Origin of the sequence: Agrobacterium rosae (assembly GCF_002915175.1) — a bacterium.
Classification (GTDB): domain Bacteria; phylum Pseudomonadota; class Alphaproteobacteria; order Rhizobiales; family Rhizobiaceae; genus Agrobacterium; species Agrobacterium rosae.
In genome coordinates this window covers 217,614-231,585 of sequence record NZ_NXEJ01000005.1, presented here as the reverse complement: position 1 = coordinate 231,585, position 13,972 = coordinate 217,614, and the positions used below count along the sequence as shown (strand labels likewise).

The 13,972-nt window shown below is 58.3% G+C and carries 11 protein-coding genes, 1 pseudogene and 1 riboswitch; of the genes and pseudogenes, 9 read left to right on the top strand and 3 right to left on the bottom strand.

Going from position 1 to position 13,972, the window contains the following annotated elements; all coding sequences use genetic code 11:
• Positions 1-69: 69 nt before the first annotated feature.
• Both CPJ18_RS11000 and CPJ18_RS10995 read left to right on the top strand, forming a co-directional pair.
• Complete coding sequence (locus CPJ18_RS11000; RefSeq protein WP_103658221.1) at positions 70-405, top strand: hypothetical protein; 336 nt, start codon at positions 70-72, stop codon at positions 403-405.
• 137 nt (positions 406-542) lie between these two features.
• The gene (locus tag CPJ18_RS10995) at positions 543-1,034 is read left to right on the top strand and encodes a hypothetical protein (protein ID WP_146258673.1); all 492 of its coding nucleotides are present in this window, start codon (positions 543-545) and stop codon (positions 1,032-1,034) included.
• Positions 1,035-1,095: 61 nt separating this feature from the next.
• Here CPJ18_RS10995 and CPJ18_RS10990 read toward each other — a convergent pair.
• A pseudogene (locus tag CPJ18_RS10990) lies at positions 1,096-1,381 on the bottom strand (TetR/AcrR family transcriptional regulator); the annotation flags it as partial.
• Positions 1,382-1,530: 149 nt separating this feature from the next.
• Positions 1,531-1,640, top strand: a riboswitch (guanidine-I (ykkC/yxkD leader).
• Positions 1,641-1,715: 75 nt separating this feature from the next.
• Here CPJ18_RS10990 and CPJ18_RS10985 point away from each other — a divergent pair.
• The 7 genes from CPJ18_RS10985 (at position 1,716) to atzF (ending at position 11,317) form a co-directional block, all read left to right on the top strand.
• A complete protein-coding gene (locus CPJ18_RS10985; RefSeq protein WP_103658218.1) occupies positions 1,716-2,786 on the top strand; it encodes a putative urea ABC transporter substrate-binding protein in 1,071 nt (356 codons plus the stop codon).
• Between the two features lie 60 nt (positions 2,787-2,846).
• Positions 2,847-3,665 (top strand): ABC transporter permease, encoded by an 819-nt coding sequence (locus tag CPJ18_RS10980; protein WP_103658216.1) that lies wholly within the window; start codon positions 2,847-2,849, stop codon positions 3,663-3,665.
• Entirely contained in the window at positions 3,662-4,405 is a 744-nt protein-coding gene (locus CPJ18_RS10975; RefSeq protein ID WP_103658214.1) for an ABC transporter ATP-binding protein, read from the top strand. The genes CPJ18_RS10980 and CPJ18_RS10975 overlap by 4 nt, the downstream gene beginning before the upstream one ends.
• An 83-nt stretch (positions 4,406-4,488) precedes the next feature.
• Positions 4,489-5,304 (top strand): urea amidolyase associated protein UAAP1, encoded by an 816-nt coding sequence (locus CPJ18_RS10970; RefSeq protein ID WP_103658306.1) that lies wholly within the window; start codon positions 4,489-4,491, stop codon positions 5,302-5,304.
• A 16-nt stretch (positions 5,305-5,320) separates the two neighbouring features.
• Positions 5,321-5,971 carry an urea amidolyase associated protein UAAP2 gene (locus CPJ18_RS10965; RefSeq protein ID WP_103658212.1) on the top strand — a complete coding sequence of 217 codons (651 nt, stop codon included), beginning with the start codon at positions 5,321-5,323 and terminating at the stop codon, positions 5,969-5,971.
• Between the two features lie 4 nt (positions 5,972-5,975).
• A complete protein-coding gene (uca, locus tag CPJ18_RS10960; RefSeq protein WP_103658210.1) occupies positions 5,976-9,512 on the top strand; it encodes an urea carboxylase in 3,537 nt (1,178 codons plus the stop codon).
• A complete protein-coding gene (gene atzF / locus CPJ18_RS10955) occupies positions 9,512-11,317 on the top strand; it encodes an allophanate hydrolase (protein WP_103658208.1) in 1,806 nt (601 codons plus the stop codon). Before uca ends, atzF begins: the two co-directional genes overlap by 1 nt.
• Positions 11,318-11,787: 470 nt before the next feature.
• Here atzF and nagA read toward each other — a convergent pair whose 3' ends face one another.
• Together nagA and CPJ18_RS10945 are read right to left on the bottom strand one after the other, a co-directional pair.
• The gene (gene nagA, locus CPJ18_RS10950) at positions 11,788-12,948 is read right to left on the bottom strand and encodes an N-acetylglucosamine-6-phosphate deacetylase (protein WP_103658304.1); all 1,161 of its coding nucleotides are present in this window, start codon (positions 12,946-12,948) and stop codon (positions 11,788-11,790) included.
• The gene (locus tag CPJ18_RS10945) at positions 12,945-13,967 is read right to left on the bottom strand and encodes an SIS domain-containing protein (RefSeq protein ID WP_103658302.1); all 1,023 of its coding nucleotides are present in this window, start codon (positions 13,965-13,967) and stop codon (positions 12,945-12,947) included. The genes nagA and CPJ18_RS10945 overlap by 4 nt, the downstream gene beginning before the upstream one ends.
• Positions 13,968-13,972: the final 5 nt, after the last annotated feature.

The following is a 13,972-nucleotide window of genomic DNA, read 5'->3' as shown; positions in this document are numbered from 1 at the left end:
AAAAACATCACCAATCATTCGGCCGCATGGAAAGCAAAGCCCGGTCAATCTCAGGATACTGGAGTCGGTTTGTGGCGCGACGTCGACCCCGGTACCGGCTCACTGCTTGGCCTCGTTGCGGATGGCGAAGTCTTACCGGGCCAAACCTACCAGCTTGAAACCTCCGAAACCGAATACGAAGCCTATAGGGAAGCGATGGGCGCGTTTCTCGTCTTGACGTTTACCGGTCAACCGGTCGGCGTGTTGGCGCAAATCACCAGTGCCTCCTTCATGCAGAAGCGCGGTGGACGTATCGAGTTCTCGGTCGAGACACCGGTAATGGTAAGCGATACGTTCATCGACGGGCGGGTAGCTTTCGATGTGATTGCCAAGCCTGACATGCAAGCGAGCAAAGTCGAGGTTTAAACGCTTAAGAAGCTGGTCAAGGAGGCGATCCAGGCGGAACAAAGGCCAACGGGTTCGAAGAGGAGCGCTTCGCCTCCCTTGAAGAGCCAGAGGCTGTGACCAGTTGGGCTTTGATGCATCTATGCGACGCTGGCGGATTGATCGTTGAAGGCGTTCGAAAGCGGGATATTGCGGACCCCGCGTCTGTGGTGGCGCTCGGTCATGTGTTCGCCCGCATGGGGGAAACGCTGCTTTATCGCGGAAAGCCGGTGGCGAGAGCTGGCAAGATAGATCCGATGACGGCGCGCGGTGTGCACGACTATCTGCTGATCGATGCGGATGGCCATATGTTGCTACGCGGAGTTTACCGGAAAACGATCCCAGGTATCGATCCCTCAGGCCTTCGCTTTCTCAACTCAGCCTTTGCTTATGATGGTCAGCGGGTTTACGGCCTGTCCGCAGATGCTTTTGCCGCATGCGACGAAATCAATTATCATCGGGCCATAATCGACGGAAGATACGCAATTACCATGGGTGACGACCGATTTACCTTTTATAATAAAACCCTCACGCGTTCAGCACGCCAATCAGCAATTGATGTTTCTAGCTTCGATGCTGACGCTCGATCTCCAGATCAGAAGGAATTCTGATGCCGTATCCACAGGCCATTCGCTTTTTACGTTTCTCGCAATTTCCCATCAGGCAAACTCATCTGATACCGTCTGTCATGGCGGCTTGTGCGGCAGGTGTCTGGTGGCGAATTGCTGCAGCGAGGCCAGCAGTTGGGCAACCACCGCCCGCGTTATCGCGATGCCGTGGTGCCAAACAGGAGTTGACGAAATTGCTGAAATCGCATTGTCCTTTGCTACCTGCAGCAAGGGCACGGGCAAGCGTTTGTGCGATCAACTCGTGAACTGAAATGCCCATAGAAGCCGCGATGGGTGAGCCCGGCAGCCTTCATCACTTCCGCTACGCTCACGGCGTCGAACCCCTTGTCCCCCGCGCCCGTTGCGGGTGAGTGCCTAAAAACTATCCCGATACGCGCAGCGCAGTTCGCAAATTAGGCAGCGGCGGGTTGTCATATTGGGAATATCCTATGCAACAGCTGACCATGACAGGTTGGCACGATCTTTGCTTATCTACTCTTGAGTTGGCCGCTAGGGTTCCGGTGCATTGTGCATGACTGGTCCGAGAGCAGCCACTGGGCGGGGGAGAAATCCCGTTCGGATGCACGGCGGGACAAAAGCCCGGGAGACCTCGTTAGCCAAGGAATTGGCGGCGCTGGTTCGTGCCGATTCCTTTTTTGAAGAAAAGCAAAAAGGGGAATACCAATGCAGACTTTCACCAAAATGCTCTCCATCGCCACTTTCACTGTCTTGCTGGCTCTTCCGGCGGGACTGGCGAACGCTGCGCCGAAGAAGGACTTCAAAGTTGCCTGGTCGATTTATGTTGGATGGATGCCATGGGGCTATGCTGCCGACCATGGCATCGTCAAGAAATGGTCCGACAAATACGGCATTAATATCGAGGTGACGCAGTTCAACGATTACGTGGAATCGATGAACCAGTACACCGCCGGTGCCTATGACGCGGTGACCCTCACCAATATGGATGGCCTTTCCATTCCCGCCGCCGGTGGCGTCGACACCACCGCCGTGATCGTCGGCGATTTCTCAAACGGCAATGACGCAGTCATTCTGAAAGACAAGACCGAGCTTGCCGATATCAAGGGCCAGAACGTCAATCTGGTGGAATTTTCCGTTTCGCATTATCTGCTTGCCCGCGCGCTAGAGAGCATTGGTGCCTCGGAGCGTGACGTGAAGGTGGTCAACACGTCCGATGCCGACATGGTCGCGGCCTACCAGACGGCGGATGTCTCTTCTGTCGTCACATGGAATCCGCTTGTCTCGTCCATTCTCGAAAACGGTTCGGCAAAATCCGTGTTCGACAGTTCGAAAATCCCTGGGGAGATCATCGATCTGATGGTCGCCAATACGGATGTGCTGAAGGATAACCCGGATTTCGGCAAAGCGCTGTCTGGCATCTGGTACGACACGATGAAGATCGTGACGGCCGATAGCGCTGAAGGAAAGGCCGCCCGCGAGGAGATGGGCAAGGCGTCCGGCACGGATCTGAAGGGCTTCGAGGCTCAAATGGCCGCGACGAAGCTCTTCGATAATCCGGCGGACGCGGTCAGCTTCACGACATCGCCTGAGCTGCCCAAGACGATGGATCGTGTGCGCCAGTTCCTGTTCGACAAGGGCCTGCTTGGCAACGGCGCAACCTCGGTGGATGTAATCGGGATCTCGTTTCCGGATGGTTCGGTTCACGGCGACAAAGCCAATGTCAAGTTCCGCTTTGTGGCTGATTACATGGATGCCGCTGCAAAAGGGTCACTCTGAGCCATTCGTCGGGCCGCTCTGGTCGGCGGCCCTCCCAACCGGATAATTCTGGAGTTCCCAATGCGCTGGATCAATTCGCAGCCGTCGAACGGCGCGCGCCTTGCCCTTGGCATCATCCCGTTTGCCGCGATGCTGGTGGCCTACGCCATCGGTTCGGCGGCAAGGCTGGCTGAAAATCCAACCGACAAGCTTCTGCCGGGGCTTGTCAGTTTCGCAGATGCCATCAACCGCATGGCCGTCATTCCCGATGGTCGCACGGGCGACATCGTCCTATGGACGGATACGATGGCCAGCCTGGTTCGCCTCCTGTCCGGGCTGGGAATAGCCACGGCCCTTGCGCTGACGGTCGGCATGCTGATCGGAATGCTGCCCTATGCCCGGTCGCTGCTGGCACCCTTTGTCGGCGCAATATCGATGGTGCCGCCACTGGCCTTGCTGCCTATCCTGTTCATCATGTTGGGGCTTGGTGAAATCTCGAAAATCGCCCTCATCGTCATCGGTGTCATGCCGGTCATGATCCGCGATCTGGCTCTGAGGGCCATCGAGTTGCCACGCGAGCAGATCATAAAGGCCGAGACGCTGGGCGGAAACTCGCTGCAGATCGCCTTGCGCATTGTCCTGCCGCAAATCCTGCCGCGTCTCATCACCTGCCTGCGCCTGCAGATCGGTCCTGCCTGGCTGTTTCTCATCGCTGCCGAAGCGATATCGTCGGATTCAGGTCTTGGTTATCGCATTTTTCTCGTGCGCCGATATCTCGCCATGGATGTGATCTTTCCCTATGTCGTCTGGATCACCCTGATTGCCATCCTCATGGACTTTTTGCTGGAGCGCGTGCGTCTCGCCGTCTTTCCGTGGTCCGCGCCGGAGATCAAGCCATGAGCGCGATCCGTATTGACCGTGTCTGGAAGGAATATGGCGACCAGATCGTTCTGGAAGACATATCGCTGGACATCGAGGCCCGTGCCTTCGTCGCTCTTGTCGGTCCTTCGGGCTGCGGCAAGTCCACTTTCCTGCGTATGCTTCTTGGCCAGGAGAGACCGACCCAGGGCTCCATCCTGCTGGATGGCCAGCCGCTGTCGCCGGAGCCCGGGCCGGACCGGGGCATCGTCTTCCAGCGCTATTCGGTCTTTCCGCATTTGACCGTTCTCGGAAACGTGCTGATCGGCAAGGAACTGGCATCGTCCCGCTTTATCGGGAAGCTCATTGGGACGGCGCGCCGGGCCGCGATTGATGAAGCGCGGGCAATGATTGCCGATGTTGGTCTTGCCGGGACGGAACACAAATATCCTGCCCAGCTTTCCGGCGGAATGCAGCAACGGCTGGCGCTGGCGCAGGCGCTGCTGATGCGCCCGAAGGTTTTGCTGCTCGATGAACCTTTCGGCGCTCTCGATCCCGGCATTCGTGCGGAAATCCACCAACTCATGAAACGGCTGTGGAATGAAACGCAAATGACGGTGGTCATGGTGACGCATGACATGCGCGAGGCTTTCACGCTGGCAACGCGCGTCATTGCGTTTGAGCGCCCCCGCGACAGACCGGAAGAAAAGTTGCGTTACGGTGCCCGAATTACACGCGACCTGCCGATCTGGCCACCGCGCCGCGCCGGTGGCACGGCCTGAGACTTTAACGCCCAGCCGGGACGACCCGGCATCCGGGCAGATTGAATCGGGACGACCCGAACCAAAACGCCATGGAGAACCCCATGCATATAAGACGCTCTTCCGAAGAAATTGCCGCCAACCGCGCCCGCTATGACGAACACCAGAAAAAAGGGCTGGAATTCGCGCCGAAGGCTCTGCCGGGTTTCAGTCCTCTGCCTGAACCTGATATCGCGGAAACAAACATCATTCACCGCGAAGTCATTCCCGGTGGCTGGTACTGGTCCACGAATGTGCGCCGAGGGGAATTACTTCGCGTCAGCCTCCAGCAAGGGCATTCCGCCATTTCCGTCGTCGCCTGGTCGAGTTCGGATTTTTCCGAGCGCATGAACCTGCCCGATACGGCCAAAATGCAATGGACGACCGGGCTTTCCAAAGGGCGTGTCATTTTCTCCGATATGGGCCGGGTGATGTTTTCGATCATCGAGGACTCGTCCGGTGCGCATGATTGCCTTGTCGGAGGCTCCAATGCGGCCACCAATGCGCGTTATGACGGCATTCAACTGCGCGATACGCGTGACAATTTCGTCAAGCTTGCCATGAAGATCGGTCTAGACAGACGCGACATACCCGCAGCCTTCACGCTGTTTGCGCCTGTGCGCGTTGATGCCGAAGGTCGCTTTTTCTGGAACCAGGCCCTGCTCAATGGCAACGATTTCATAGAGCTGAGAGCGGAAATGGACATGGTTGTCGGCTTCTCCAACTGCCCGCATCCACTCGATCCGAGACCGGGCTATGAGCCAAAACCGGTTACGATCACCCGCATCGCCGCACAGCCTGTCGCCGTAGACGATCTCTGCCGCACGGCCACCGCAGAGGCGGTTCGCGGCTTTGAAAACAACGCGTTGGCAAATCTTTGAGCCGAGAGAAACAATCATGACAGACTTTATTCTGACCAACCCCTCCCGCACGCCTCAGACCGTCACGCAGGACCACCATGTTGCGGCCGAAAAGCCCTTTTCGACAGTGGTGCGCAAGGGCCAGACGGTGCGTATCGAGGACAGCTACGGCCAGCAGGCCATCGATACATTGTTCTATAACGCACAGGATTATTCGGAGCGCTATTCCAGCCAGGACACGGTGCGTGAGCAGAACGCCGCCTACATCTCTGTCGGCACCAAGATCATGTCGAATGACGGCCGGGTGATGTTGAAAATGACTGCCGACAGTTGCGGCCGCCACGATACGTCGGCCGGGGCGTGCTCATGCGAAAGCAACACCGTGCGCTTTGGTCACGGCACCAGATATCTCCATGCCTGCCGCGATAATTTCGTTGCCGAAGTCGCGAGATACGGCATGGGCAAGCGCGATATCCCGCCCAACATCAACTTCTTCATGAACGTTCCGATTTCGCCCAATGGCGGCATGACCATCGTCGACGGCATTTCCGCACCGGGAGACTATGTCGAGCTGGAGGCAGAAATGGACGTTCTGATGGTGATCTCCAATTGCCCGCAGATCAACAATCCCTGCAATGGTTTCGACCCCACGCCGATCCGAATTCTTGTCTGGAATGGGGAGGCGTGACGGCATGTTCAAAAAAGTTCTCATCGCCAACCGTGGCGAGATTGCCGTCCGTGTCATCAAGACGCTCCGGGCAATGGGCATTGCCTCCGTCGCCGTTTACTCTGACGCCGACCGATTTGCCAAGGCAGCCCTGCTCGCGGACGAGGCCGTTCGTCTTGGTCCCGCACTCGCCAGCGAAAGCTATCTGAATGTTGAGGCGGTGATTGCTGCCTGCAAGGCGACCGGTGCCGAAGCTGTCCACCCCGGCTATGGATTTCTGTCTGAAAACATTGGTTTTGCAGAGCGACTGAAGGCAGAGGGCATCGTTTTCATTGGACCGACACCGGAAAACATCGCTGATTTCGGCCTTAAGCACACGGCGCGGGAACTTGCTCGCAAAAGCGGTGTCCCCCTTTTGCCGGGCTCGAATCTGCTGGCATCGCTGGAGGAAGCGTTGAACGCAGCCGAGACGGTTGGCTATCCTGTCATGTTGAAATCGACGGCAGGTGGCGGTGGCATTGGCATGCAGCTCTGCCCGGATGGCCCGGCCTTGACGACTGCCTTTGAAAGCGTACAGCGGACGGCAAAGGCAAGCTTTGGCGATGCCCGTGTCTATCTGGAACGTTTCGTTGCCAAAGCCCGGCATGTGGAAGTCCAGATTTTCGGCGACGGACAGGGCCGCGTGATTGCGCTCGGAGAGCGGGACTGCTCATTACAACGACGAAACCAGAAGGTGATCGAGGAGACGCCCGCTCCCAATCTTCCCGATGCCGTGCGCAATCGGCTTCACGCCGCGGCGGTCGCCCTTGGTCGACAGGTGAAATACCAGTCGGCTGGAACGGTGGAATTCATCTATGACCCTGCTCGCGAAGAGTTCTACTTTCTGGAGGTCAATACCCGTTTGCAGGTGGAGCATCCGGTAACGGAAGCCGTGTTCGGCATCGATCTCGTCGAATGGATGATCCGCCAGGCGGCCGGCGAGGATGTTCTGACCGGCAAGGAAATGTTGGCCCCGAAGGGTGCGGCCATCGAGGCGCGGATTTATGCGGAAATGCCCCATGCCGATTTCCGGCCCAGCGCAGGGCTTCTGACGGAGGTGGTTTTCCCCGATGCGGTGCGTGTGGATGGCTGGATAGAGACTGGCACGGAGATCACGCCCTTTTACGATCCGATGCTGGCCAAGGTCATCGTGTCAGGCGAAACCCGTGACGATGCCATCGCCAATCTTCATGCCGCCCTTGTGGAAACGTCCATCTCCGGTATCGAAACCAACCTCGAATATCTCAAGGCAATCGCAGCGTCGGCCCTCTTCGGTAGCGGCGATGTGGCAACCACGGCCCTGAAGGACTTCGTCTTTGTCCCCGATGTCGTTGAAGTCGTCTCTCCCGGCGCGCAATCAAGTCTGCAGGAACTGCCGGGCCGTCTCGGCTTATGGCATGTGGGTGTTCCACCCAGCGGCCCGATGGACGAGCGTTCCTTCCGCCATGCCAACCGCCTTGTCGGCAATCACGACCACACGGTCGCGCTGGAACTGACCGTTTCCGGCCCGGTTCTGAAATTCTCGTCGGAGGTCACTATCGCGCTGGCCGGTGCGGATATGCCGATGAAGCTGGATGGTGAGCCGGTTTCTCACAATGCGGCCTTTACCGTCCGCGCTGGCCAGACACTTGCCATTGGACAGATCAAGGGTGCAGGCCAGCGGGCCTATCTCGCCGTGTCGGGAGGCTTTGCCGCACCTGTGGTGCTGGGATCGCGTGCCACATTCGGTCTGGGTCAGTTCGGCGGCAATGCTACCGGAACGCTGCGGGCTGGCCATGTCCTGCGTCTCGCCAAAGCGCCACAGACGGTTGTCCAACCGGCAACGCAGCCTGCAACGCTTGCCCGCGAATGGTCGGTGGGCGTGCTGTATGGTCCCCATGGCGCACCGGATTTCTTTCTCGACACCGATATCGAGACGTTGTTTTCTGCCGAATACGAGGTCCATTTCAACTCCGCCCGCACCGGCGTCCGTCTGGTCGGCCCGGCACCGAAATGGGCGCGCACGGATGGGGGAGAGGCAGGGTTGCATCCCTCCAATCTTCACGACAATGCCTATGCCATAGGCTCGATCGACTTTACCGGCGATATGCCCATCATTCTGGGTCCTGATGGGCCGTCGCTGGGCGGCTTCGTTTGCCCTGCAGTCATTGCAGCCGATGAGCAATGGAAGATGGGGCAGTTCAAACCGGGTGACAAAATCCACTTTCACGCCGTCGCGCGAACGCACGATCCGGTGGCGGGCCCTGTCGTGCACGGCATAGGTGAAACGGCAGGCTCTCCGATCCTCGGTGCGCACAGAGATCGCGACGTGCCGGTGGTCTATCGTCGCCAGGGTGATGATAATCTGCTGGTGGAATATGGCTCGATGCAGCTGGATGTTGGGTTGCGCCTTCGTGCGCATCTGTTGATGGAGGCGGTGAAAGAAGCAAAGCTTCCGGGCGTGATCGATCTGACGCCGGGCATTCGCTCGTTACAGATTCACTATGACGGATCCAACCTTGGCCGAACACGGCTTCTCGGGCTGCTTTCGGAGATCGAGGATACGATGCCTTCGGTGCAATCGGTGAAAGTTCCGAGCCGCACTGTCTGGCTGCCGCTCTCCTGGAATGACCCCGCCGCCGAACTTGCCATGCGCAAGTATCAGGAACTGGTTCGTCCCAATGCGCCTTGGTGCCCGTCGAACATCGAGTTCATCCGCCGCATCAATGGCCTTGCTGACGAGCAGGCGGTGAAACAGACCATTTTCGATGCGTCCTATCTCGTGATGGGGCTGGGAGACGTTTATCTCGGTGCGCCCGTCGCCACGCCTCTGGATCCGCGCCACCGGCTTGTCACCACGAAATACAATCCCGCACGCACCTGGACACCGGAAAATGCCGTCGGCATCGGCGGTGCCTATATGTGCATCTATGGCATGGAGGGGCCGGGCGGATATCAGCTTTTCGGTCGCACAATCCAGATGTGGAACACATGGCGACAGACACCCGTGTTCGGTAAGGACAAGCCGTGGCTGCTGGATTTCTTCGACCAGATACGCTTCTTCCCCGTCAGCCACGAAGAGTTGACGGAGGCCCGGGAAGTGTTCCCGCATGGCGGCTATCCGATCCGCATCGAGGAAGGCGAATTTTGCTATGCTGCCTATGAGGCAAATCTTGCGCGCAACGCCGCGGGCATCGGTGCTTTCAAAAATGGACAGCAGGCCGCGTTCGAAGCGGAGCGCAGCCGGTGGAAAGAACAGGGCCTGGATACTTTCGTGACAGATGAAAACGGCAGCGTCGGTCTCGCCGGTGATATCCCGCAAGGGTGCTTCGGCGTGGAGAGTGCCGTTCCCGGTAATGTCTGGAAAATACTGGTTGATGTCGGTCAGAAGGTTGATGCGGGTGAGACGCTCGCCATCATCGAATCCATGAAGATGGAAATATCCGTCACCGCCCATGCATCGGGCCGGGTCCGAGAGCTGCGTGCCGGGCCGGGTCGCACGATCAAAGCCGGCGATGTGCTGGTTATTCTGGAGGATGCTTGATGTTTCCCGCTTTTCTTGATCTCTCCTCGCTGAAGGCGCTCTATGCCAATGGGACTTCGCCGCTCGATCTTGTCGAGGAAGTTCTTAACCGCATTGCGGCTTCCGACGATCCCGCGATCTTTATATCGAAGACATCGGCCGATGATCTCAGGCATGCGGCCCGTGCTCTCATGGCGAAGGCACCGGAGCCGAACAGCCTTCCGCTTTGGGGCATACCCTTCGCGGTTAAGGACAATATTGATGTCGCAGGCCTGCCGACGACGGCTGCCTGCCCGGCCTTTGCCTACCAGCCGGAAAACGACGCGACCGTCGTCGCACGCTTGAAGGCGGCAGGGGGTCTCGTCATCGGCAAAACCAATCTCGACCAGTTCGCGACAGGGCTGAACGGTACCCGTTCCCCTTACGGCGCGCCACGATCCGTGTTCGACAAAGCCTATGTTTCGGGTGGTTCCTCTTCCGGTTCGTCCGTCGCGGTCGCTTCGGGGTTGGCAAGTTTTGCGCTGGGTACGGATACGGCCGGTTCCGGGCGTGTGCCGGCAGCCTTCAACAATATCGTCGGCATCAAACCGACGCCTGGGCTGGTGCCGAATGTCGGCGTGGTTCCCGCGTGCCGCTCGGTCGATGTGGTCACGGTCTTCGCCGGCACGGTCGGTGATGGTGTGGCGATCCGCGCGGTTATGGACGGTTACGATCCGGCCGACCCTTTCTCGAAAGTGGCAAAACCAGTCGGCCTGCCGTCGTCTGTCCTCAAGGTCGGCGTTCTCACTCAAGGGGAGAGGGAGTTTTACGGCAACAGCGCCTATGAAGCGCTTTATGACGCGGCCATCGAACGTGCAAAAGCACTGGGTGCCGAAATCGTGCCATTCGACTACGCGCCCTTCCGGGAAGCCGCCGAGCTGCTCTATAACGGCCCGTGGGTCGCCGAACGGCTGGCGTCGGTCAAGGACTTCTTTGTGTCCAACGCGACGGATTTCGATCCCGCCGTGCGCAGCATTATTTCTGGAGCTACGCAATATAGCGCAGTCGATGCCTTCGAGGGGCTCTACAGGCTGGAAGCGCTTCGCCAGAAGACATTGGCGGAGTCGGAAAAACCCGACGTGCTGATGCTGCCGACATCACCCACGACCTACACCGTCGATGCCATGCTGGAGCAGCCGATCGTCAGGAACGGGCATTTTGGCCGCTACACCAACTTCGCAAATCTGTTCGGTTATGCGGCAATTGCCATCCCGGCCGGGTTCGATCCCGACGGACACCTTCCGGCCGGTGTCACGCTCTTTGGCCCGGCCTTTTCCGATGATGCCCTTGCCCCTTTTGCGGACGCGATGCACAGAGCGCTTGCTCCCGGAATGGGGCGGGACACATCCGCGACCCTTCCGGATGCCTCGCGCGTTATGGAAGTGGACGACGGCTTGGTCCCGATCGTCGTCGTTGGCGCACATCTTTCAGGCATGCCGCTCAACCATGAACTGACCCGCCCCGGCGGTCGGCTGGTCAAGGCCTGCCGGACGGCAGCGAATTACCGACTGTTCGTGCTTCCCAATACGACGCCACCAAAACCCGGCCTCATCCGCGCTCCCGGCTTTGCCGGCCCAGGCCTTTCTGTCGAGGTTTGGAAGGTGACACCGGAAGCATTCGGCCACTTCGTCCAGAATATCCCCGCCCCACTTGGCATCGGCAAGGTTACGCTGGATGACGGCAGTCAGGTCTCCGGTTTCCTCTGCGAGCCCTATGCCACCGAAGGTGCCCGTGAGGTCACGCACCATGGTGGGTGGCGGGCCTATATCCAGTCAATCAAGCCATGAGGTTATCCGCATGAAAACATTCATTGGACGTTTGCTGATCTCTTGCAGAAGGATCCTGGTGGAGTTGTTGACTGCGCGAGCGAGGATGTATCGCTCCCGGCATCGATAGTCACTTGCTGCCAATTGCTGCGCCAACGGACGGGCGGTATTCGGGAGGCCATCACGAGTTACGTCATTTTTGCATGGCTGCGCTGCAATGACGTCTGTTTATTGTGCGCTGAGAAAGAGTATGTTTGTTTCATCGAAGTGATGCACCTCCTCCCGCAAAGCTTCGATTTCAGACGCCCCACTCCTCCTCCCAAGGGACGTCTGTCGGAACAGCGGCACTCCTCCTCCCAGCCGTTGTTCGGTTCTTTTCGAAAAGCCTGCCGCACCTCCTCCCGCGGCAGGCTTTTTCGTTTTGAAGAACCAAAATCTTGTAGAGCCCTGTTTTGACGTCCAGCCTTTGGTCAGGATGGCTCATGTTGTGGTCAGGCCTTGAAAACTTCTTCACCACCAATCCAAGTGCCTTTGATTTCATAGTCACTGTCTAGAATGACGAAATCCGCGTCATGGCCGGGTGTCAACTTTCCCTTGTGATCTGCGACCCCTACCGCTTCCGCCGGATAAAGGCTTGCCATGCGCACGGCTTCTCCGAAATCAACGCCCAGCTTCCGATGAACGAAAAGCACTGAAGAGAGCATGTCGATATCGGCACCGGCAAGTGTACCGTCTGCGAGTGTCAATCGTCCGTCCTTGCGATAGATTTGGCGGCCGTTCAGCGTCAGGCCAGTTAAGTCCGTGCCGATCGTCGACATGGCGTCTGTGACGATAAAGATTCGTCCTGGTCCGCGCTTGGCGCGCAATGCAGCGCCCAGTGATGCAGGGTGGACGTGATAACCATCGGTAATGATGCCCGCCGAAAAATTCCCCATGTCCAGGGCTGCGCCAACCAATCCCGGTGTGCGGTTTTCCAGTGGGCTCATGGCGTTAAACAGGTGGGTTATCGTGCGAGCGCCCGCCTTTGCGTAGGCCATTGCCGTTTCATAAGACGCATTGGTATGTCCGAGACTGACGATGAAGCCGCCATCCGCTAGCGCTCTCACTTGGTCTTCAGTGGTATTTTCCGGCGCAACCGTAATCATCAGTGCATTGAAGCTATGACCGATAGCCAAGAGGTTTTGGAGATCGATATCTTCCATGGGGCGGATAAGGCCCGGATGGTGGGTACCCTTGCGCGCGACAGAAAGATGCGGCCCTTCCAGATGCAGGCCAAGAAAACCGGGGACACCCGCGTCTTTGGCTTCCAAACCGGCTTTAATCGCCGCTGCCGTAATCTCCCGTGTATCGGTTATCAATGTCGGCAGAAGGGACGTCGTGCCGAATTTTGCGTGGGCCGCACAAATCTGTCGAATGCCCTCGACAGATTGATCGTCGTTCAGCATTACGCCGCCGCCGCCATTGACCTGAAGGTCGATAAAGCCCGGAACGATGATTGCACCATCGGTATCGATCTGCTCCAGGCCGGATGGAATATCCGTCACTGCCACGACACTCACGATCTTGCCGCCATCGATCAGCAGGGCGCTCTCGTCATGCCAGGCAAAACCATCGAAAATGCGGGCATTGGTCAGTGCTCTCATCATGATCAGCGGGTCTCCGTGACTTTCTTGAGGGCCGCCGGGGCGTCTGGATTGAAGCCGCGCGATCGTGACCAAGCTTCAACGAAGCCATAAAATGGAACGATGAGAGCGAGTGAATCGGTGAGGGGATGACCCGTTTCCACAAAGGGCAAACGGCGCGCACGGGCAGCGCCATCAGCCGTGATAAAGGCAAGTGCTCCTTTTTCGGCAAGGCCATCTGCCGTAGCACGGACGGATGTGAGGGCAGCGTCACGCGCCGCAAAGGTCACAACGGGGAAACGGCGATCTACCAGTGCCACCGGGCCGTGAAGAACCTCGGCACTGGAATAGGCCTCGGCGTGCATTTCCGATGTTTCCTTGAATTTCAATGCTGCTTCGCTGGCAATGGCAAGGGACGGGCCGCGTCCCAGCATGTAAAGGGAGTCCGCCTCACCAAGTTCATCGGCCAGCTCATGCCAATCCAGCGTCACGGCTTGCTGGAGTTTTTCCGGCAATTGCTGAATGGAGCGGTGCAGTTCGGTATCCACCGTCCACTCGGAAAGAATAGCCAAACCGGCGAGAACGGAGTTGAAGAAGGACTTGGTGGCTGCCACTGCAAGTTCTGGCCCGGCATTGATATCCACAGCATGAGCGGAGGCATCCGATAGCGGTGATGGCTGCGTGTTGGTCAGCGATATCGTGAGCGCACCCGATGCGGCTGCCGACTGGGCGAGGGCGACAATGTCGGGGCTCTTGCCGGATTGCGAAATCGAGATTGCCGCAGCCTGATCGAGTTTCAGCGACTTCCCGTAGATCGAGGCAAGAGATGGTCCGATGGAGGCCACAGCACGACCAGCCTGCTGCTCGATGGCATATTTCAGGAAGTGAGCCGCATGATCGGACGAACCGCGCGCGATGGTAATGAGAAAGGCCGGATCGCGCTCCCGCAGCGCTTTGCCCGCAGCTTGCAAAGCGTCATGCGAGTTGCTGAGCAGGCAGCTTGCGGCATCGGGGATCTCGTTGATTTCCTGGCGCATATGCGTTGACATGGCAT